The organism is Citrobacter werkmanii, assembly GCF_008693645.1.
GTDB lineage: Bacteria > Pseudomonadota > Gammaproteobacteria > Enterobacterales > Enterobacteriaceae > Citrobacter > Citrobacter werkmanii.
Map to the genome: position 1 here is coordinate 231,198 of NZ_CP044101.1, position 20,402 is coordinate 251,599.

General features: G+C 52.3%; 20 protein-coding genes. 16 read left to right on the forward strand and 4 right to left on the reverse strand.

Features of this window, described 5'->3' with window-relative positions; all coding sequences use genetic code 11:
* The first annotated feature begins 60 nt into the window (after positions 1 to 60).
* Positions 61 to 1,536 carry a ketol-acid reductoisomerase gene (gene ilvC, locus FOB24_RS01785; RefSeq protein ID WP_069325102.1) on the forward strand — a complete coding sequence of 492 codons (1,476 nt, stop codon included), beginning with the start codon at positions 61 to 63 and terminating at the stop codon, positions 1,534 to 1,536.
* 131 nt (positions 1,537 to 1,667) lie between these two features.
* Here the strand turns inward: ilvC and ppiC (FOB24_RS01790) are convergent, their stop codons facing one another.
* Together ppiC (FOB24_RS01790) and ppiC (FOB24_RS01795) are read right to left on the reverse strand one after the other, a co-directional pair.
* The gene (gene ppiC, locus FOB24_RS01790; protein WP_003017999.1) at positions 1,668 to 1,949 is read right to left on the reverse strand and encodes a peptidylprolyl isomerase PpiC; all 282 of its coding nucleotides are present in this window, start codon (positions 1,947 to 1,949) and stop codon (positions 1,668 to 1,670) included.
* 49 nt (positions 1,950 to 1,998) lie between these two features.
* Positions 1,999 to 2,280, reverse strand: coding sequence for a peptidylprolyl isomerase PpiC (ppiC, locus tag FOB24_RS01795; protein WP_038634595.1), 282 nt, complete (start codon positions 2,278 to 2,280; stop codon positions 1,999 to 2,001).
* Between the two features lie 194 nt (positions 2,281 to 2,474).
* Here ppiC (FOB24_RS01795) and FOB24_RS01800 point away from each other — a divergent pair, with 194 nt between their 5' ends.
* The 4 genes from FOB24_RS01800 to rep all read left to right on the forward strand — a co-directional run bounded on the left by FOB24_RS01800 (position 2,475) and on the right by rep (position 6,810).
* Positions 2,475 to 3,179 carry a Crp/Fnr family transcriptional regulator gene (locus tag FOB24_RS01800; protein ID WP_085049762.1) on the forward strand — a complete coding sequence of 235 codons (705 nt, stop codon included), beginning with the start codon at positions 2,475 to 2,477 and terminating at the stop codon, positions 3,177 to 3,179.
* 25 nt (positions 3,180 to 3,204) lie between these two features.
* Positions 3,205 to 3,954: a nucleoside phosphorylase gene (locus FOB24_RS01805; protein ID WP_190971851.1), complete on the forward strand. Its 750-nt coding sequence runs from the start codon at positions 3,205 to 3,207 to the stop codon at positions 3,952 to 3,954.
* Complete coding sequence (pnuC, locus tag FOB24_RS01810) at positions 3,954 to 4,682, forward strand: nicotinamide riboside transporter PnuC (protein WP_038634587.1); 729 nt, start codon at positions 3,954 to 3,956, stop codon at positions 4,680 to 4,682. The genes FOB24_RS01805 and pnuC overlap by 1 nt, the downstream gene beginning before the upstream one ends.
* A gap of 103 nt (positions 4,683 to 4,785) precedes the next feature.
* Positions 4,786 to 6,810, forward strand: coding sequence for a DNA helicase Rep (gene rep / locus FOB24_RS01815; RefSeq protein ID WP_121529756.1), 2,025 nt, complete (start codon positions 4,786 to 4,788; stop codon positions 6,808 to 6,810).
* A 37-nt stretch (positions 6,811 to 6,847) separates the two neighbouring features.
* Here rep and gppA read toward each other — a convergent pair whose 3' ends face one another.
* Together gppA and rhlB are read right to left on the reverse strand one after the other, a co-directional pair.
* Positions 6,848 to 8,329 carry a guanosine-5'-triphosphate,3'-diphosphate diphosphatase gene (gppA, locus tag FOB24_RS01820; protein WP_150344450.1) on the reverse strand — a complete coding sequence of 494 codons (1,482 nt, stop codon included), beginning with the start codon at positions 8,327 to 8,329 and terminating at the stop codon, positions 6,848 to 6,850.
* Positions 8,330 to 8,465: 136 nt separating this feature from the next.
* Entirely contained in the window at positions 8,466 to 9,734 is a 1,269-nt protein-coding gene (gene rhlB / locus FOB24_RS01825; RefSeq protein WP_003829013.1) for an ATP-dependent RNA helicase RhlB, read from the reverse strand.
* Between the two features lie 131 nt (positions 9,735 to 9,865).
* On the opposite strand from rhlB, the gene trxA reads away from it, so the two are divergent.
* The 11 genes from trxA (at position 9,866) to rffA (ending at position 20,402) form a co-directional block, all read left to right on the forward strand.
* A complete protein-coding gene (trxA, locus tag FOB24_RS01830; RefSeq protein WP_001280776.1) occupies positions 9,866 to 10,195 on the forward strand; it encodes a thioredoxin TrxA in 330 nt (109 codons plus the stop codon).
* A 158-nt stretch (positions 10,196 to 10,353) separates the two neighbouring features.
* A complete protein-coding gene (locus tag FOB24_RS01835; RefSeq protein WP_110496374.1) occupies positions 10,354 to 10,455 on the forward strand; it encodes a rho operon leader peptide in 102 nt (33 codons plus the stop codon).
* Between the two features lie 78 nt (positions 10,456 to 10,533).
* Positions 10,534 to 11,793, forward strand: a complete 1,260-nt coding sequence (rho, locus tag FOB24_RS01840) for a transcription termination factor Rho (protein ID WP_002437993.1) — start codon at positions 10,534 to 10,536, stop codon at positions 11,791 to 11,793.
* 202 nt (positions 11,794 to 11,995) lie between these two features.
* Entirely contained in the window at positions 11,996 to 13,126 is a 1,131-nt protein-coding gene (wecA, locus tag FOB24_RS01845) for a UDP-N-acetylglucosamine--undecaprenyl-phosphate N-acetylglucosaminephosphotransferase (protein WP_201745949.1), read from the forward strand.
* A 12-nt stretch (positions 13,127 to 13,138) separates the two neighbouring features.
* Positions 13,139 to 14,185 carry an ECA polysaccharide chain length modulation protein gene (gene wzzE / locus FOB24_RS01850; protein ID WP_085049768.1) on the forward strand — a complete coding sequence of 349 codons (1,047 nt, stop codon included), beginning with the start codon at positions 13,139 to 13,141 and terminating at the stop codon, positions 14,183 to 14,185.
* A gap of 55 nt (positions 14,186 to 14,240) precedes the next feature.
* Positions 14,241 to 15,371 (forward strand): non-hydrolyzing UDP-N-acetylglucosamine 2-epimerase, encoded by a 1,131-nt coding sequence (gene wecB / locus FOB24_RS01855; protein WP_085049769.1) that lies wholly within the window; start codon positions 14,241 to 14,243, stop codon positions 15,369 to 15,371.
* Positions 15,368 to 16,630: a UDP-N-acetyl-D-mannosamine dehydrogenase gene (wecC, locus tag FOB24_RS01860; RefSeq protein WP_087856742.1), complete on the forward strand. Its 1,263-nt coding sequence runs from the start codon at positions 15,368 to 15,370 to the stop codon at positions 16,628 to 16,630. Before wecB ends, wecC begins: the two co-directional genes overlap by 4 nt.
* Positions 16,630 to 17,697 (forward strand): dTDP-glucose 4,6-dehydratase, encoded by a 1,068-nt coding sequence (rffG, locus tag FOB24_RS01865; RefSeq protein WP_137347642.1) that lies wholly within the window; start codon positions 16,630 to 16,632, stop codon positions 17,695 to 17,697. The genes wecC and rffG overlap by 1 nt, the downstream gene beginning before the upstream one ends.
* A gap of 33 nt (positions 17,698 to 17,730) precedes the next feature.
* Positions 17,731 to 18,612, forward strand: coding sequence for a glucose-1-phosphate thymidylyltransferase RfbA (gene rfbA, locus FOB24_RS01870; RefSeq protein WP_038634554.1), 882 nt, complete (start codon positions 17,731 to 17,733; stop codon positions 18,610 to 18,612).
* Positions 18,590 to 19,267 carry a dTDP-4-amino-4,6-dideoxy-D-galactose acyltransferase gene (gene rffC / locus FOB24_RS01875; protein WP_150344451.1) on the forward strand — a complete coding sequence of 226 codons (678 nt, stop codon included), beginning with the start codon at positions 18,590 to 18,592 and terminating at the stop codon, positions 19,265 to 19,267. Before rfbA ends, rffC begins: the two co-directional genes overlap by 23 nt.
* 4 nt (positions 19,268 to 19,271) lie before the next feature.
* Positions 19,272 to 20,402: a dTDP-4-amino-4,6-dideoxygalactose transaminase gene (gene rffA, locus FOB24_RS01880; protein WP_069325091.1), complete on the forward strand. Its 1,131-nt coding sequence runs from the start codon at positions 19,272 to 19,274 to the stop codon at positions 20,400 to 20,402.

Sequence of the window (20,402 nt, forward strand, 5' to 3'; positions counted from 1 at the left end):
CTCGCTGAACAGCGAACCAAATAATAAGCACCACAACACAACATCACGGAGTACACCATCATGGCTAACTACTTTAATACACTGAATCTGCGCCAGCAGTTGGCGCAGTTGGGTAAATGCCGCTTTATGGGCCGCGACGAATTCGCCGACGGCGCGAGCTACCTTCAGGGTAAAAAAGTGGTCATCGTCGGCTGTGGCGCTCAGGGTCTCAACCAGGGCCTGAACATGCGTGACTCCGGTCTGGATATTTCCTACGCCCTGCGTAAAGAAGCCATTGCTGAGAAGCGCGCTTCCTGGCGTAAAGCGACCGAAAACGGCTTCAAAGTAGGCACTTACGAAGAGCTGATCCCGCAGGCGGACCTGGTGGTTAACCTGACGCCGGACAAACAGCACTCTGACGTGGTGCGTTCCGTACAGCCGCTGATGAAAGACGGCGCGGCGCTGGGTTATTCCCACGGCTTCAACATCGTGGAAGTGGGCGAGCAGATCCGTAAAGACATCACCGTGGTGATGGTGGCGCCGAAGTGTCCGGGTACCGAAGTACGTGAAGAGTACAAACGTGGTTTCGGCGTACCGACCCTGATCGCGGTTCACCCGGAAAACGATCCGAAAGGCGAAGGTATGGCGATTGCTAAAGCCTGGGCAGCAGCAACTGGCGGTCACCGTGCGGGTGTACTGGAATCTTCTTTCGTGGCGGAAGTGAAATCTGACCTGATGGGCGAGCAGACCATCCTGTGCGGCATGCTGCAGGCCGGTTCTCTGCTGTGCTTCGACAAGCTGGTGGCAGAAGGCACCGACCCGGCTTACGCCGAAAAACTGATTCAGTTCGGCTGGGAAACCATCACCGAAGCGCTGAAGCAGGGTGGTATCACCCTGATGATGGACCGTCTGTCTAACCCGGCGAAACTGCGTGCTTACGCGCTGTCTGAACAGCTGAAAGAGATCATGGCGCCGCTGTTCCAGAAACACATGGACGACATCATCTCCGGCGAATTCTCTTCCGGCATGATGGCTGACTGGGCCAACGACGATAAGAAACTGCTGACCTGGCGTGAAGAGACCGGCAAAACCGCGTTCGAAACCGCGCCGCAGTATGAAGGTAAAATCGGCGAGCAGGAGTACTTCGATAAAGGCGTGCTGATGATTGCGATGGTGAAAGCGGGCGTTGAGCTGGCGTTCGAAACCATGGTCGATTCCGGCATCATCGAAGAATCTGCTTACTACGAATCACTGCACGAACTGCCGCTGATTGCCAACACCATCGCCCGTAAGCGCCTGTATGAAATGAACGTCGTTATCTCCGATACCGCAGAATACGGTAACTACCTGTTCTCTTACGCTTGCGTACCGCTGCTGAAAGAGTTCATGACCACGCTGCAGACCGGCGATCTGGGCAAAGCGATTGCCGAAGGCGCGGTAGACAACGCGCAGCTGCGCGACGTGAACGACGCAATTCGCGGTCATGCTATCGAGAAAGTAGGCCAGAAACTGCGTGGCTATATGACTGATATGAAGCGCATTGCAGTAGCTGGATAAGAGGCTGCTGGAATCGCCGGATGGCGGCGTGAACGCCTTATCCGGCCTACAATAAAGTGACCATTATGTAGGCTGGATAAGCGTATCGCCATCCGATAAAAAAGCCCGGTGTTTAAACACCGGGCTTTTTATTAGTTGCGGTACAGCACTTTAATGATGTGGTAACCGAACTGAGTGTGCAGCGGGCCGGTTGGCTCCAGCACCGGGCAGGAGAAGACCACTTTGTCGAACGCCGGCACCATCTGGCCCTGGCGGAATTCACCTAAATCGCCGCCGCGTTTGCCCGATGGGCAGATGGAATGCTTCTTCGCCAGCTTGCCGAAGTCGGCGCCGTTTTTAATCTGCTCCAGAAGATCCAGTGCCAGTTTCTCTTCTTTTACAAGGATATGCACTGCTGCTGCTGTTTTTGCCATGATCGTGCCTTCAAAAGGGAATATATAAGGCTGGCGATTTTAGCATGGCTTATCGGCGATACAGCACCTTGATGATGTGATAGCCGAATTTGGTTTTGACCGGCCCGTAAGGTTTAAGCAGTGGGCAGCTAAACACGGCGGCATCAAATGGCCCGACCATCATCCCCTGTTTGAACTCACCCAAATCGCCGCCGTTGCGCCCGGATGGGCAGCGAGAGTAGCGTTTTGCCAGGTGATCGAAGCTAATACCGCGATCCAGCTTGCTCAGGATCTCCAGAGCAAGTTTTTCTTCTTTTACCAGGATGTGCAGGGCTGCCGCGCTCTTAGCCATTATTTTGTTCTCATGTCTCAAAGATATCTCGTTACTTTATCATCCGCCTTCGCCGTGAACATATACTCTTCGCCATCACGGGACAGATGTCTCGCCTGATGTATGGAAGCGAGAGATGAGCGACATTTTTATCTGTCCTGTTCCTTCTTGTCACGGACAGCCGTCCTGTCCCTACCGCTGTGGAGCGAGATAACATGGATACAATGAAAAAACCTGAATTTTCAGTCGGCTGGCTTTCCGGGCTTAGTGATATTGTTCGCGATCCACAGCTTTATGAATTACTGAAATATTGCCCTCTGGAAATCATGCAGCAATGGCGCTTTGAAGAGATCCCGCGTGGAGACTTTATTTGCCGGCAGGGGGAAATATGTCAGCGCTTTTCGCTGATTATTGCTGGCGAAGTGGATGTGTTCTATGAGGCTGAAGATGGACGTCGTTATCGTCAGGCCCGCTACCGGAAAGGCGACATGCTGGGCGAGCTCGAGATCTTTGAGTCACGTCATTACATCTGTTCGGTGGTGGCGGTAGGGCATGTGCAGCTCCTGAGTTTGTCGCAGGAATATTTTTGCCGCTGGCTGGCCTTAGATAACCATTTTAACCAGCGGATGCTGCGCTTCTTTAGTCAGCAATATTATCAGCTGTCAAAAAAGGCCAGCAGCGACAATCTTTACTCGCTGCATCAGCGAGTATGTCAGGCGTTATGGCTGCGTTATCAACAAGATGGCACCAACGCAATCTTGCTGGATAAGCTAAACCTCAGCGAGGAGCTGGCGGCGACGACCCGTAGTATTAATCGTATTTTACATGATCTGAAAGCGTTACAGATTATTGATACCGATGGTGAAAGCATTGTGTTGTTAGTCCCTGAAAAGTTAAAGCAGGAGGCTGATATCGGATAACCGCAAGAGTGAAGGAGGCGCGAGAATGTCGCTGCAACCCCATATCCAGTTAAGCAAGGAGATGACCGGCGCACGCTATGCGCTGCTGCCGGGCGATCCGTTGCGGGTGGACCGCATCGTCAATTTTCTTGATAACCCAGAACTGCTTGGTCAAAACCGGGAGTTTCGCGCCGCGCGAGGTTGGTATAAGGGCGTCGAGATTTTGGTGCTCTCTACCGGGATCGGCGGGCCGTCTACGGCGATTGCCATTGAAGAACTGCGCCAGATCGGCCTAACAACCCTGATTCGTATCGGTAGCTGTGGGGCGTTGCAGGATAATCTTGCGCTCGGTGACGTGATTATCGCCCATGCCGCAGTAACGGATGACGGGACCAGCCGTACCTATGCGCCAGCAGGCTATCCGGCCTGCGCCGACCCGCAGTTAACCTGGGAACTGATGGCGCAGGCTCGCCAGATGAATATCCCCGCCGTGTGCGGCCTGGTGCGTAGCCACGACAGTTTTTATACCGATCGGGAAGCAGAACTGGATGCGCATTGGTCGGCGCTTGGCGTTCTGGGCGCGGATATGGAGAGCGCCGCTCTGATGACTATCGGCGCGCTGCGAGGGTTACGTACGGCGTCATTACTCAACGTGGTGGTTGCCCACAACGGTTGTCTGGATAGCAGCATCAATGATTATGTCCAACAGGACGCGTTGTGCCAGCAGGGCGAAGAACGGCAAATTGCCCTGGCGCTCCGCGCCATTTATTCCGTCAGCCAGTCAGGAGGTCAGTGATGGACTTTTTTAGCATTAACAATGTGATGGTCAACATTCCTCTCGGCGAAGGCGGGTATGCGCTATCGTGGATTGAAGCCATTGGTACCGTATTTGGTCTGTTATGTATCTGGTGTGCCAGCCGGGAAAAAATCATCAATTACCTGTTTGGCTTGATTAACGTCACGCTGTTTGCCGCGATTTTCTTCCAGATTCAGCTCTATGCCAGCCTGCTGCTGCAGGTGTTTTTCTTCGCCGCTAACATTTACGGCTGGTATGCGTGGAGCCGGCAAAACGAGGCGCAGGAAGCTGCGCTCAAAGTACGTTGGCTTTCCCGCCAGCAAACCCTGGTACTGGGCGGCGTATGCGCGGTGGCGATAGTTCTGATGACGCTGTTTATCGACCCGGTGTTTTCGGCGCTCACCCGCATCATGATTGCCCTGCTGCAAACATTTGGTATGCAGGTCGCTATGCCTGACCTCCAGCCCGATGCCTTCCCGTTCTGGGATTCCACCATGCTGGTATTGTCGATTGCGGCCATGGTACTGATGACGCGTAAATATGTTGAAAACTGGCTGCTATGGGTACTTATCGATGTTATTAGCGTGGTTATATACGCGGTGCAGGGCGTTTACGCCATGTCGCTTGAGTATGTCCTCCTGACTGCGATTGCTGTCATGGGAGCGTACGGCTGGATCAAAAGTGCGCAGCGAAACGGCTATACACCGCTTGCCGCGACGGTCTCCTGATTGACCCGATTTTCTGGCTACCCGCAGAGGTAGCCAGTTACTCTTTCTCCCCCTCTTTCTGCTACAATCCACCTCCCCGTGTTTACAGATTGAGCAATCCTCTATGCGTTTGAACCCCGGACAACAACAAGCCGTCGAATTCGTCACCGGACCTTGCCTGGTGCTTGCGGGAGCTGGTTCCGGTAAGACGCGTGTTATCACCAATAAAATCGCGCATCTGATTCGTGAATGTGGCTACCAGGCACGACATATTGCGGCCGTAACCTTTACCAATAAGGCTGCGCGCGAGATGAAAGAGCGCGTGGCGCAAACGCTGGGGCGTAAAGAAGCACGTGGGTTGATGATCTCCACTTTCCACACACTGGGACTGGATGTCATTAAGCGCGAATATGCGGCGCTGGGGATGAAGTCGAACTTCTCGCTGTTTGACGATACCGACCAGGTGGCCCTACTTAAGGAACTGACCGAAGGGCTAATTGAAGACGATAAGCTTATTCTCCAACAGCTGATCTCGACGATCTCCAACTGGAAAAACGATCTGATGACCCCGGCGCAGGCGGCAGCCAGCGCGAAGGGCGAACGCGATCGTATTTTTGCCCACTGCTACGGTTTGTATGACGCCCATATGAAGGCGTGTAACGTTCTCGATTTTGACGATCTGATCCTGCTCCCGACGCTGCTGCTTCAGCGCAATGAAGAAGTGCGCGAGCGCTGGCAGAATAAAATCCGCTATCTGCTGGTGGATGAATATCAGGACACCAACACCAGTCAGTACGAGCTGGTGAAGTTGCTGGTGGGGAAACGGGCACGCTTCACCGTCGTGGGTGATGACGATCAGTCGATATACTCCTGGCGCGGCGCGCGTCCGCAGAACCTGGTGCTGCTGAGCAAAGACTTCCCGGACTTGCAGGTGGTTAAACTGGAGCAAAACTACCGCTCCTCCGGGCGCATTCTCAAGGCGGCGAATATTCTCATCGCTAATAACCCGCATGTGTTTGAAAAGCGACTCTTTTCTGAGCTGGGCTATGGTGCGGAGCTTAAGGTATTGAGCGCCAATAACGAAGAGCATGAAGCGGAGCGCGTCACCGGTGAACTGATCGCCCATCACTTCGTCAATAAGACGCAGTATAAGGACTATGCGATTCTGTATCGCGGCAACCATCAGTCGCGGGTGTTTGAAAAATTCCTGATGCAGAACCGCATCCCGTACAAAATTTCCGGCGGTACCTCGTTCTTCTCTCGTCCGGAGATTAAAGACTTGCTGGCCTATCTACGCGTACTCAGCAACCCGGATGACGACAGCGCGTTCCTGCGCATCGTTAATACGCCGAAGCGCGAGATTGGCCCGGCGACGCTGCAGAAATTGGGTGAATGGGCGATGACGCGTAATAAAAGCCTGTTTACCGCCAGTTTTGACATGGGCCTGAGCTCGACGCTGACCGGACGAGGATATGATTCACTGACCCGTTTTACGCACTGGTTGGGTGAAATTCAGCGCCTGGCAGAGCGTGAGCCCGTTGCGGCCGTACGCGATCTTATCCACGGCATTGATTACGAGTCCTGGCTGTATGAAACCTCGCCGAGTCCGAAAGCGGCAGAAATGCGCATGAAGAACGTCAACACGCTGTTTAGCTGGATGACAGAGATGCTGGAAGGCAGCGAGCTGGAAGAGCCAATGACCCTGACCCAGGTGGTTACTCGTTTTACCCTGCGTGACATGATGGAGCGCGGAGAGAGCGAAGAAGAACTGGATCAGGTGCAGTTGATGACGCTGCATGCTTCGAAAGGGCTGGAGTTCCCGTACGTGTTTATGGTGGGAATGGAGGAAGGATTTTTGCCGCACCAGAGCAGCATTGATGAAGACAATATCGATGAAGAGCGTCGTCTGGCTTACGTAGGGATTACTCGCGCGCAGAAAGAGCTCATCTTTACCCTGTGTAAAGAACGCCGTCAGTACGGTGAGCTGGTACGCCCGGAACCGAGCCGTTTCCTGTTAGAACTGCCACAGGATGACGTTATCTGGGAACAGGAGCGTAAAGTGGTAAGCGCTGAGGAACGGATGCAAAAAGGGCAGGCCAGTATTGCCAATATTCGGGCGATGATGGCAAAGGCGAAAGCGAAGCCGTAGGCCGGATAAGCGCAAGCGCCTTCCGGCAAATCAACGATTAACGTACTTCCAGCGGCCAGTGGACATAGCTTTGCCACTCGCTTTCCTGATCGATGAGCTCTTTACCTAGCGGGTGATGTTCCAGCCAGCCTTCAGGCAGTATGACCGTCAAGTGCTCATCTCTTGCATCCAGCTGAATTTCCGGCACCAAATCATCGCGGCGACGGCTGGCGAAAATAATCGCCAGACGCAGCAAACGGCAAAGGTGCTCCGCGATGCGCGGTGGCACGGCGTTTTGCTGATGGAGCGAAGAGAGATCGACCGGATTGGTCTGGTTAAGTAACAACGTGGCTAACAGTTTTTTCTGCGCCGGCGTAAAACCTGGAAGATCGAGATTGCGCACCAGATAAGCCGCATGCTGTGGTGCCTGTTTAAAATCAACGCTCAACCCAATTTCATGCAGCTGGCAGGCGCTAATCAGCAGTTCGCGGCTAATTGCTTCCAGATGCCACTTATTTTCCACTTGATCGAGGAATTTCGTTGCTAACATGGCAACGCGATGCGCTTGCTCTGTATCGACCATGAATCGACGCTGAATATTACGTAACGTGCGGCTGCGAATATCCTGATCCACCGCCAGATGTAGCATGCCATAGACCAGCCCTTCGCGTAATGCGCCGCCAGCAAGGGTCATGCACTGAATATTCAGTTCGGTGAAAATGGCAATCAGGATCGCCAGCCCGCTGGGGAAAACCAGCGCACGTTCCAGCGTTAAGCCTTCAATTTCCAGCTCTTCCAGACGGCCACAATGAATGGCTCGCTGCTTTAGCTGCTGAAGTTTCGCCAGCGTGATACGCTCATCCATGCCTTGCGCCATCATGATTTCCTGCAACGCCTGGACGGTACCAGAAGCACCAACGCAGACTTTCCAGCCATGAAAACGCAGTTTGTCAGCGACCGGACGCAGCACTTCGCGCGCAGCCTGCTCGGCCTGGTCGAAGTTTTCCTGCGCCAGATTACGATCGGTAAAATACCGTTCGAGCCAGGTGACGCAGCCCATTGACAGGCTAAACAAGGACGTCGTTTGTGCGCCGGAGCCGGTAACCAGTTCAGTGCTGGCGCCGCCAATATCAACGACCAGACGCTGATCGGCCCCGCCGGTAGTGTGGGCTACACCCTGATAAATCAGTCGTGCTTCTTCTTCGCCGCTAATGACCTGGACAGGACAGCCGAGGATATCTTGCGCTTTAGCGATAAACCCATCGGCATTTACAGCGATGCGTAATGTTGCCGTGGCGACCACGCGGATTTGCGGTTGAGGTATATCCTGCAGGCGTTCAGCAAACAGGCGCAAACATTGCCAACCGCGCTCCATCGCCTCTGCGGAGAGAACGTAGTCGCTATTGAGTCCAGCGGCCAGACGCACTTTGCGTTTAATACGCGTGAGCGTCTGGATGCTTCCCGCCACCTCGCGTACGACCAGCATATGAAAACTATTGGAGCCGAGATCGATTGCCGCATACAACGAGGTAGAGTTCATACACTTCATCCTTCAACCTGTATCTGTGTTGGCTGCGTTCTCTCACCCGAATCACTTACTTTAGTAAGCTCATCGGGATTCGTTTTCTTGCCGCCTTGATAAAGGCTGAATGATTTTGTGTATGGCATAACTTTTCTTAACCTGAACGACGACGATTACGCGGAGCGCCACCGGTACGACGTGGGCCATTACCTGTGCGCGGGCGCGTCAGGCGCAGCGGCTTCGGCAGATCGGTCATTAGCGCATCCGGGTTGTACTTGCTGACCGGAATCGAGTGGCCGATATAGGTCTCGATTGCAGGTAAATTCAGCGCGTATTCTTCGCAGGCCAGGCTGATAGAGTGACCGCTTGCGCCAGCACGACCCGTACGACCGATACGGTGAACGTAATCTTCACAGTCATCCGGCAGGTCATAGTTAAAGACGTGCGTTACGGCTGGGATATGCAGGCCACGCGCGGCCACGTCAGTCGCAACGAGAATGTCGAGATCGCCACGGGTGAACTCATCCAGGATACGCAGGCGTTTTTTCTGCGCCACGTCACCGGTCAACAGGCCGACGCGATGACCATCCGCAGCGAGGCTGCCCCAGATATCTTCACAACGATGCTTGGTGTTAGCAAAGACGATGGCGCGATCTGGCCACTCTTCTTCAATCAGCGTTTGCAATAAACGCATTTTTTCTTCGTTGGAAGGATAGAAGAGTTCTTCTTTAATGCGGTGACCTGTCTTCTGCTCTGGTTCGACTTCCACATACTCAGCGTTATTCATTTGTTCGAACGCCAGTTCGCGGACGCGATAAGAGAGGGTTGCAGAAAACAGCATGTTCAGACGTTGGGTGGTTGGCGGCATACGACGGAACAGCCAACGGATATCTTTAATAAAGCCCAGATCGTACATACGATCGGCTTCATCCAGCACCACGACCTGAATCGCGCCCAGGTTAATGTGGTTCTGCTTTGCATAGTCAATGAGACGACCGGTGGTGCCGATAAGAATATCGACGCCGCTTTCCAGCACTTTCAGCTGTTTGTCGTAACCGTCGCCGCCATAAGCCAGGCCTAATTTCAGACCGGTGGTCTGTGCCAGCGGCTCGGCATCGGCGTGGATTTGCACGGCTAACTCACGCGTTGGCGCCATAATTAACGCACGCGGTTGGTTCACCTTGCGATCGGCAATCGCGGGATGAGAGAGAAGATAATGAAACGTTGACGTCAGGAACGCCATCGTTTTTCCGGTACCGGTTTGCGCCTGCCCTGCAACATCACGACCTGCCAGCGTTAGCGGCAGCGCGAGGGCCTGAATGGGCGTGCAGTTATGAAACCCTTTATTTTCAAGGGCTTCTATCACCTTTGGGTGCAGGGCGAAGTCGGAAAACTTCTGTTCTGTTAAATGTGTTTTGCTCATAGTGTGGTAGAATATCAGCTTACTATTGCTTTACGAAAGCGTATCCGGTGAAATAAAGTCAACCTTTAGTTGGTTAATGCTACACCAACAGCCTACACCAACACGCCAGGCTTATTCCTGTGGAGTTATATATGAGCGATAAAATTATTCACCTGACTGACGACAGTTTTGACACGGATGTACTCAAAGCGGACGGAGCGATCCTTGTTGATTTCTGGGCAGAGTGGTGCGGTCCGTGCAAAATGATCGCTCCGATTCTGGATGAAATCGCTGACGAATATCAGGGCAAACTGACGGTTGCTAAACTGAACATTGACCAAAACCCAGGCACCGCGCCGAAGTATGGTATTCGTGGTATCCCGACCCTGCTGTTGTTTAAAAACGGCGAAGTAGCGGCGACTAAAGTCGGCGCACTGTCCAAAGGTCAGTTGAAAGAATTCCTCGACGCGAATTTGGCGTAAGGAAGTCTCATGATCGGGCGACCATACTTCGAATTGATTCGGATGACTGGACGCCCGACTTGAGTCGTGCTAAGTTAGTGTTGACTTCGTATTAAACATACCTTATTAAGTTTGAATCTGGTTATATCCCATACTTCCCGTAGTTTCTCGCGCGAGAAGTGGACAGATTCAGGGCCTTATCACTCAATCCGTCTTGTCGTTTCAGTTCTGCGTACTTTCCTGTGACCAGACAGCGAACAGACATGAGTCGATGGCCGTAAACAGGCATGGATGACCCTGCCATACCATTCACAACATTAAGTTCGAGATTTACCCCAAGTTTAAGAACTCACACCATTATGAATCTTACCGAATTAAAGAATACGCCGGTTTCTGAGCTGATCACTCTCGGCGAAAATATGGGCCTTGAAAACCTGGCTCGTATGCGCAAGCAGGACATTATTTTTGCCATCCTGAAGCAGCACGCAAAGAGTGGCGAGGATATCTTTGGTGACGGTGTGCTGGAGATATTGCAGGACGGATTTGGTTTCCTCCGCTCTGCAGACAGCTCCTACCTCGCCGGTCCTGATGACATCTACGTTTCTCCCAGCCAAATCCGCCGTTTCAACCTCCGCACTGGTGATACCATTTCTGGTAAGATTCGCCCGCCGAAAGAAGGTGAACGCTACTTTGCGCTGTTGAAAGTTAACGAAGTTAACTACGACAAACCAGAAAACGCCCGTAACAAAATCCTCTTTGAGAACTTAACCCCGCTGCACGCAAACTCTCGTCTGCGTATGGAACGTGGTAATGGTTCTACTGAAGACTTAACGGCGCGCGTACTGGATCTGGCATCGCCGATCGGTCGTGGTCAGCGCGGTCTGATCGTTGCTCCGCCGAAAGCGGGTAAAACCATGCTGCTGCAGAACATCGCGCAGAGCATTGCTTACAATCATCCAGACTGTGTGCTGATGGTGCTGCTGATTGACGAACGTCCGGAAGAAGTAACCGAGATGCAGCGTCTGGTGAAAGGTGAAGTTGTTGCGTCTACTTTTGACGAACCCGCCTCTCGTCACGTTCAGGTTGCGGAAATGGTCATCGAGAAGGCGAAGCGTCTGGTTGAACACAAGAAAGACGTTATTATTCTGCTTGACTCCATCACCCGTCTGGCGCGTGCTTATAACACCGTAGTTCCGGCTTCCGGTAAAGTTCTGACTGGTGGTGTGGACGCTAACGCCCTGCACCGTCCGAAACGTTTCTTCGGTGCTGCGCGTAACGTGGAAGAGGGCGGCAGCCTGACCATCATCGCGACTGCGCTGATCGATACCGGCTCTAAAATGGATGAAGTTATCTACGAAGAGTTTAAAGGTACCGGCAACATGGAACTGCACCTCTCTCGTAAGATTGCTGAAAAACGCGTCTTCCCGGCTATCGACTACAACCGTTCCGGTACCCGTAAAGAAGAGCTGCTCACCACCCAGGAAGAGCTGCAGAAAATGTGGATCCTGCGCAAAATTATCCATCCGATGGGTGAAATCGACGCGATGGAATTCCTCATTAATAAGCTGGCGATGACCAAGACCAACGACGACTTCTTCGATATGATGAAGCGTTCCTGATTCTGGCATCATCTGAAAACGCCACGTTTTTACGTGGCGTTTTGCTTTTACGATTCATCCTAATGTTTGGTCAGATAAAATTGTCAATATTATCGGCGTCATGGATTGTCACAATGTGCGGCATGACCTACAAGAGGTAGGAAGTGTAATGTTTTAGCTGCTCTCTTCAAGGGGGAGTCTTAACGCATTATACTTTAAGGAAATGATATATGCTGAGAACACATACACTGTGAATCTACTCGCTGCTTTCTCTGAGCTAGTTAGTATTTTTTTATTCACAACCATTTTTATTTTTTTGGCGCGAAAAGTAGCCATAAAAATAGGTTTAGTGGATAAGCCAAACTTCCGCAAACGTCACCAAGGGATTATTCCTTTAGTGGGCGGGATTTCTGTGTTTGCAGGGATCAATTTTATGTTTGGTCTTTCGGATTATTACATTCCCCATGCCTCGTTATACCTCTTTTGTGCAAGTGTGCTGGTGTTTGTTGGCGCGCTTGACGATCGTTTTGATATCAGCGTAAAAATTCGGGCAGTCGTTCAGGCGGCGATTGCTATTGTGATGATGGTAAAAGGTGAGCTTTACCTAAGTAGCCTGGGGTATATTTTTGGCCCGTGGGAGTTGTTGTTGGGTCCCTTTGGTTATTTTCTCACCCTTTTTGCCGTCTGGGCGGCGATTAACGCCTTTAATATGGTTGATGGCATTGATGGCTTGTTAGGCGGGCTATCCAGCGTCTCATTCGCTGCGATGGGGTTTATCCTGTGGTTCGATGGTCAGACAAGCCTGGCTATCTGGTGTTTTGCCATGATTGCCGCCATCCTGCCTTACATCATGCTGAATCTGGGCATTCTTGGACGCCGCTATAAAGTCTTTATGGGCGATGCGGGGAGTACGCTGATTGGCTTTACAGTCATTTGGATCCTGCTGGAGACCACACAAGGTGCAACACACCCTATTAGCCCGGTCACTGCACTGTGGATTATCGCCATTCCGTTAATGGATATGGTGGCGATTATGTATCGTCGTTTACGTAAAGGCATGAGTCCTTTCTCGGCAGATCGCCAGCATATTCATCATTTAGTGATGCGCGCAGGGTTTACTTCCCGACAGGCATTTGTTCTGATCACGCTGGCTGCAGCGATTCTGGCCTCTATCGGCGTACTGGCTGAATATTTTCGTTTAGTCCCTGAATGGGCCATGTTGGTGCTCTTTTTACTGGCATTCGGTCTTTACGGTTACTGTATTAAGCGGGCATGGAAGGTGGCGAGATTTATTAAGCGTGTTAAGCGCAGGCTGCGAAGGCACCGCGAAGGCAAACCAAACTTAACCAAGTGAATTGAGGATGCGATGACACAACCATTACCGGGGGAACACGCCGTGAGCGCAGAAAATGAACTGGATATCCGTGGGTTGTTTCGTGCCTTATGGGCAGGGAAAGTGTGGATTATTGGTATCGCGCTTGCCTTTGCGATAGTCGCTCTCGCCTATACGTTCTTTGCTCGTCAGGAGTGGAGTGCTACGGCGATTTCAGACAAGCCAACGGTTAATATGTTGGGCGGTTACTACTCTCAACAGCAGTTTTTGCGTAACCTGGATATTAAGGCCAGCCTCGCATCTGCGGACCAGCCGTCGGTAATGGACGAAGCCTATAAAGAATTCATCATGCAGCTCGCCTCCTGGGATACGCGTCGTGAATTCTGGCAGCAGACTGATTACTATAAGCAGCGTATGGTAGGTAACAGTAAAGCCGATGCGGCGATGCTGGATGAACTGATTGGTAACATCCAGTTTATGCCTGGCGATGCGTTACGTAATACCAATGACAGTGTGAAGCTGATTGCGGAGACGGCTCCTGATGCCAACAATCTACTGCGTCAGTACGTCGCCTTTGCCAGCCAGCGCGCGGCGCATCATCTGAACGAAGAGTTAAAAGGGGCCTGGGCTGCGCGCACTGTGCAGATGAAGGCGCAGGTTAAACGCCAGGAAGAAGTGGCGAAATCACTATTCTCCCGCCGTGTTCACAACATTGAGCAGGCACTCAAAATTGCCGAACAGCATAACATTTCGCGTACCTCCACTGATGTTCCTGCTGATGAGTTGCCGGATTCTGAACTGTTCTTACTTGGACGTCCTATGCTGCAGGCGCGACTTGAAAACTTGCAGTCTGTTGGTCCGGACTTCGATCTGGACTACTTCCAAAACCGAGCCATGCTGAACACACTGAACGTTGGGCCAACTCTGGATCCGCGTTTTCAGACCTATCGTTATCTGCGTACGCCGGAAGAGCCAGTAAAACGTGACAGCCCTCGCCGTGCCTTCCTGATGATTATGTGGGGCATTGTTGGGGCTCTGATTGGTGCTGGCGTCGCGTTAACCCGTCGCCGCGCGATTTAGCAATACCGTTGCAGTGAGGGGCTGGGCCCTTACTGCCAATCCGAAGAGAATCGATGTGAAAGTACTGACTGTATTTGGCACGCGACCGGAGGCTATAAAAATGGCACCTCTGGTTCATGCGTTGGCAAAAGATCCTGATTTTGAGGCAAAAGTTTGCGTCACAGCGCAGCATCGGGAGATGCTCGATCAGGTGTTGAACCTCTTTTCCATAGTACCTGACTACGATCTCAATATTATGCAGCCAGGTCAGGGGCTAACAGAAATTACCTGCCGAATTCTTGAAGGGTTAAAGCCAATTCTGGCTGATTTCAAACCTGATGTGGTGCTGGTTCACGGTGATACCACGACCACTATTGCTACCAGTTTGGCTGCGTTCTATCAGCGCATCCCGGTGGGGCATGTCGAGGCGGGGTTACGTACTGGCGATCTTTACTCTCCCTGGCCGGAAGAGGCGAACCGTACGCTGACCGGGCGTCTGGCTATGTATCATTTTGCGCCGACAGAAAACTCGCGGCAGAATTTGTTACGGGAAGCTATTCCTGATAATCGTATTTTCGTCACGGGCAATACGGTTATTGATGCGTTGATCTGGGTACGCGACCGCGTACTGGCGAGTGATGCATTGCGGGCTGAACTGGCCGAACATTACCCTTTCCTCGACGCTAATAAAAAGATGATACTGGTGACCGGTCATCGTCGGGAAAGCTTCGGTCGCGGCTTTGAAAACATTTGCCACGCGCTGGCGGAAATTGCCGCGGCTAATCAGAATGTGCAGATTGTCTATCCGGTACACCTGAATCCTAACGTCAGCGAGCCGGTCAACCGCATCCTGGGGCACGTTGAAAACGTGATTCTGATTGAACCGCAGGACTACATGCCGTTTGTCTGGCTGATGAATCACGCCTGGCTGATCCTGACCGATTCCGGCGGGATTCAGGAAGAAGCCCCATCCCTGGGGAAACCTGTGCTGGTGATGCGTGAAACAACGGAACGGCCTGAAGCTATTACCGCAGGCACTGTACGCCTGGTGGGGACTGACCCACAGCGTATCGTAGAAGAAGTCACGCGTTTGCTGCATGACGACAATGAATATCAGACCATGAGCCGTGCCCATAACCCATATGGTGACGGGCTGGCGTGTGGCCGCATTTTACACGCGTTAAAAAATAATCGGGTATCGCTATGAGTTTTACGACCATTTCTGTCATTGGGCTGGGTTATATCGGACTGCCAACGGCGGCTGCCTTTGCTTCCCGTCAAAAACATGTAATTGGCGTAGATGTAAATCAACATGCAGTGGATACCATTAATCGCGGCGAAATTCACATTGTTGAGCCCGATCTGGCCGCTGTGGTGAAAACGGCGGTCGAAAACGGATTTCTTCGTGCAACCACCACTCCCGTAGACGCTGATGCGTATCTGATTGCTGTGCCTACCCCGTTCAAGGGAGAGCATGAACCCGATATGGTCTACGTTGAAGCTGCGGCGAAGTCTCTTGCGCCAGTGCTGAAAAAAGGCGCGTTGGTGATACTTGAATCGACGTCACCTGTCGGGGCAACTGAACAGATGGCCGCATGGCTTGCAGAAATGCGGCCTGATCTGACTTTCCCGCAGCAGGTCGGTGAAGAGGCCGATGTGAATATTGCGTATTGTCCGGAGCGCGTGCTGCCAGGCCAGGTCATGGTCGAACTGATAAAAAACGACCGCGTGATCGGCGGGATGACCGCCGTCTGCTCCGCGCGTGCCAGTGAGTTGTATAACATCTTCCTTGAGGGCGAATGTGTCGTGACCAACGCCCGCACCGCGGAAATGTGCAAGCTGACTGAGAATAGCTTCCGCGACGTCAATATCGCCTTTGCGAATGAATTATCGCTAATTTGCGCCGATCAGGGGATTAACGTCTGGGAACTGATTCGCCTGGCAAACCGTCATCCGCGAGTCAATATTCTGCAACCAGGACCTGGCGTTGGTGGACACTGTATCGCGGTCGATCCGTGGTTTATCGTGGCGCAGAACCCGCAGCAGGCGAAACTGATCCGTACCGCACGCGAAGTTAATGATGGTAAGCCTCATTGGGTCGTCGAGCGGGTAAAAGCCGCTGTGGCCGACTGTCTGGCAGATACCAACAAACGGGCCAGTGAAGTGAAAATCGCCTGCTTTGGTTTGGCTTTTAAACCGAATATTGATGATTTACGTGAAAGCCCGGCGATGGGAATTGCGCAAAGCATCGCGCATTGGCACAAAGGTGAAATGCTGGTGGTGGAACCGAATATCCATCAACTGCCGAAAAAACTGGACGGCATTTGCCAACTGGCGACATTGGACGATGCGCTGGCAAGCGCCGATGTGCTGGTCATGCTGGTCGACCATAATGAATTTAAAGCCATTAAAGGCGATGCGGTTCTTCAGCAGTACATCGTTGATACCAAAGGGGTCTGGCGCTAATGAAACGAATTCTGGTTACCGGTGGCGCGGGGTTTATCGGCTCGGCAGTGGTACGGCATATTATTCAAGAGACCCAGGATGCGGTGGTTGTGGTCGATAAGCTGACCTATGCCGGAAACCTGATGTCGCTGACGCCGGTTGCACAGAATGACCGTTTTGCCTTTGAGAAAGTGGATATCTGCGATCGGGCATCGCTCGACAAGGTGTTTCAACACTACCAGCCAGACTGCGTGATGCATCTGGCGGCAGAAAGCCATGTCGATCGCTCCATTGATGGTCCGGCTGCTTTTATCGAAACCAACATTGTGGGCACCTACACGCTGTTGGAAGCGGCACGCGCTTACTGGAGTGCATTGGCCAGCGAGAAAAAATCGGCGTTTCGCTTCCACCATATCTCAACTGATGAGGTGTATGGCGATCTCCATTCGACAGATGATTTCTTTACTGAAAGCACGCCTTATGCGCCGAGTAGCCCTTATTCCGCGTCGAAAGCCAGCAGCGATCATCTGGTACGCGCGTGGTTGCGAACCTATGGCCTGCCAACGCTCATTACCAACTGCTCTAACAACTATGGCCCCTACCATTTCCCGGAAAAACTCATCCCGCTGATGATCCTCAACGCATTGGCTGGGAAACCGCTGCCGGTATACGGCAATGGGCAACAGATCCGCGACTGGTTGTATGTAGAAGATCATGCCAGGGCGCTCTATTGCGTGGCGACAACGGGCGCGATTGGGGAAACCTATAATATTGGTGGTCACAATGAGCGTAAAAACCTGGACGTTGTCGAAACGGTTTGTAGCCTGTTGGAAGAGCTGGCGCCGCAAAAACCACAAGGCATTGCACAGTACCGAGACTTGATCACTTTTGTTGACGATCGCCCGGGTCATGATGTGCGGTATGCCATTGACGCGTCGAAGATTGCGCGTGAATTAGGCTGGATACCGCAGGAAACGTTTGAAAGCGGAATGCGCAAAACCGTGCAGTGGTATCTGGATAATCAGGCATGGTGGAAACCCGTGCAGGATGGCAGCTATCAGGGTGAACGTTTAGGTCTGAAGGGCTAACAGCCTGGTTTTGGCTCCCGGAGGAGACAACGCATGAAAGGTATCATTCTGGCGGGCGGTTCAGGTACTCGCCTGTATCCCATTACGCGTGGCGTATCGAAGCAGCTATTGCCTATTTACGATAAGCCGATGATTTACTACCCGCTATCAGTGCTAATGCTGGCGGGGATTCGCGAAATTCTGATTATTACCACGCCGGAAGATAAAGGTTATTTCCAGCGTTTGTTAGGCGATGGCTCTGAGTTCGGCATTGAATTGCACTATGCCGAGCAACCCAGCCCGGATGGATTAGCGCAGGCATTTATCATTGGTGAAACGTTCCTTAACGGTGAACCGTCATGTCTGGTATTAGGGGATAATATCTTCTTTGGTCAGGGCTTCAGTCCAAAACTACGTCATGTAGCCGCCCGCACAGAAGGTGCGACGGTGTTTGGTTACCAGGTCATGGATCCTGAACGTTTTGGTGTTGTGGAGTTTGACGACAATTTTCGCGCTATCTCTCTGGAAGAGAAGCCGAAAGCACCGAAATCTAACTGGGCGGTAACAGGGCTCTATTTCTATGACAGTAAAGTGGTGGAATACGCAAAACGCGTGAAACCTTCTGAGCGTGGAGAACTGGAGATTACGTCGATCAACCAGATGTATCTTGATGATGGGCATCTGACGGTGGAATTGCTTGGACGTGGCTTTGCCTGGCTGGATACCGGTACGCATGACAGTCTGATCGAAGCGAGTACTTTTGTGCAGACGGTAGAAAAACGTCAGGGTTTTAAAATAGCCTGTCTGGAAGAGATCGCCTGGCGTAACGGTTGGCTGGATGATGAAGGCGTGAAACGTGCCGCCAGCTCGCTGGCTAAAACGGGCTATGGCCAATATTTGCTGGAGCTGCTCCGTGCTCGTCCGCGCCAGTATTGAGCCGCTTAGCTGGGAAAATACGTTTTTTGGCGTGAATAGCGCCATTATACGGTTTGACCAACACGCGCCGGTTCTGACGGTGGATGCGTTACATCCCTGGTCGCGGGTACAGGCAAAAATTCCTGCCGCAAATATTCATGAATTGGATGCCTTGCAGCGGTTGGGTTTCTCACTGGTCGAAGGCGAAGTGGATTTTGTACTGCCAGTGACGTGTGCCAGCGGCAACTCTGACGCGCAGATCGCGCAAACTACGGATATCCCGGCATTACGCTGCCTGGCAGAACAGGCATTCGCGCAAAGTCGTTTTCGCGCTCCGTGGTACGCCGCAGATGCCAGTTCGCGTTTTTATGCGCAGTGGATTGAAAATGCGGTGCTGGGGACGTTCGATCATCAATGCCTCGTTTTACGCACGCCGACAGGTGAAATTCGTGGTTATGTCTCGCTGCGCGAACTGAATGCGACCGAGGCGCGAATAGGCCTACTGGCTGGGCGTGGCGCGGGTGAAGAACTAATGCTGGCTGCGCTTTGCTGGGCGCAGGCCCGCGGTAAAACAATATTGCGCGTGGCAACCCAAATGGGTAACACCGCCGCGCTTAAACGTTACATACACAGTGGTGCGAATGTGGAAAGCACCGCGTATTGGTTATACAGGTGACACGATGATTCCATTTAATGCACCGCCGGTGGTGGGAACTGAACTCGATTACATGCAGTCTGCGATGAACAGCGGCAAACTGTGTGGCGACGGCGGCTTTACCCGTCGCTGTCAGCAGTGGCTGGAGCAGCATTTTGGCAGCGAGAAAGTTCTGTTGACGCCATCTTGTACCGCATCGCTTGAGATGGCGGCATTGCTGTTGGACATTCAGCCCGGCGATGAAATCATCATGCCGAGCTACACATTTGTCTCCACGGCTAACGCATTCGTTTTACGCGGGGCGAAAATCGTCTTTGTTGATATCCGTCCGGATACCATGAACATTGACGAAACGCTGATTGAAGCGGCGATCACCGACAAAACCCGCGCTATTGTGCCGGTACATTACGCGGGCGTGGCCTGCGAAATGGATACCATTATGGCGCTGGCCAGCAAACATAACCTGTATGTGGTCGAAGATGCGGCTCAGGGCGTGATGTCGACCTACAAAGGCCGGGCGCTGGGGACAATTGGTCACATCGGCTGCTTTAGCTTCCATGAAACCAAAAACTACACTGCAGGCGGTGAAGGCGGCGCGACGTTGATTAATGATAAAAAATTAGTCGAACGTGCCGAGATTATTCGTGAAAAAGGGACAAACCGTAGTCAATTTTTCCGTGGCCAGGTAGATAAGTATACCTGGCGCGATATCGGCTCCAGCTATCTGATGTCCGATCTGCAGGCTGCCTATTTGTGGGCGCAACTGGAAGCGGCCGACCGTATTAACCAGCAGCGTCTGGCGCTGTGGCAGAATTACTATGATGCCCTCGAACCGCTGGCGCGTGCCGGACGTATTGAGCTGCCTGCTGTCCCGGAAAACTGCGTGCAGAATGCCCATATGTTTTATATCAAGCTGCGCGATATCGACGATCGCACCGCGTTGATTAATTTCCTCAAAGAAGCCGAAATTATGGCGGTGTTCCACTATATTCCGCTGCATGATTGCCCGGCTGGCGATAAATTTGGCGAGTTTGCCGGTGTTGATCGTTACACCACCAAAGAGAGCGAGCGTCTGCTGCGTTTACCGCTGTTCTATAACCTGTCACCGGTTAACCAGCGAACGGTAATTTCGACCTTACTCAATTACTTCTCCTGA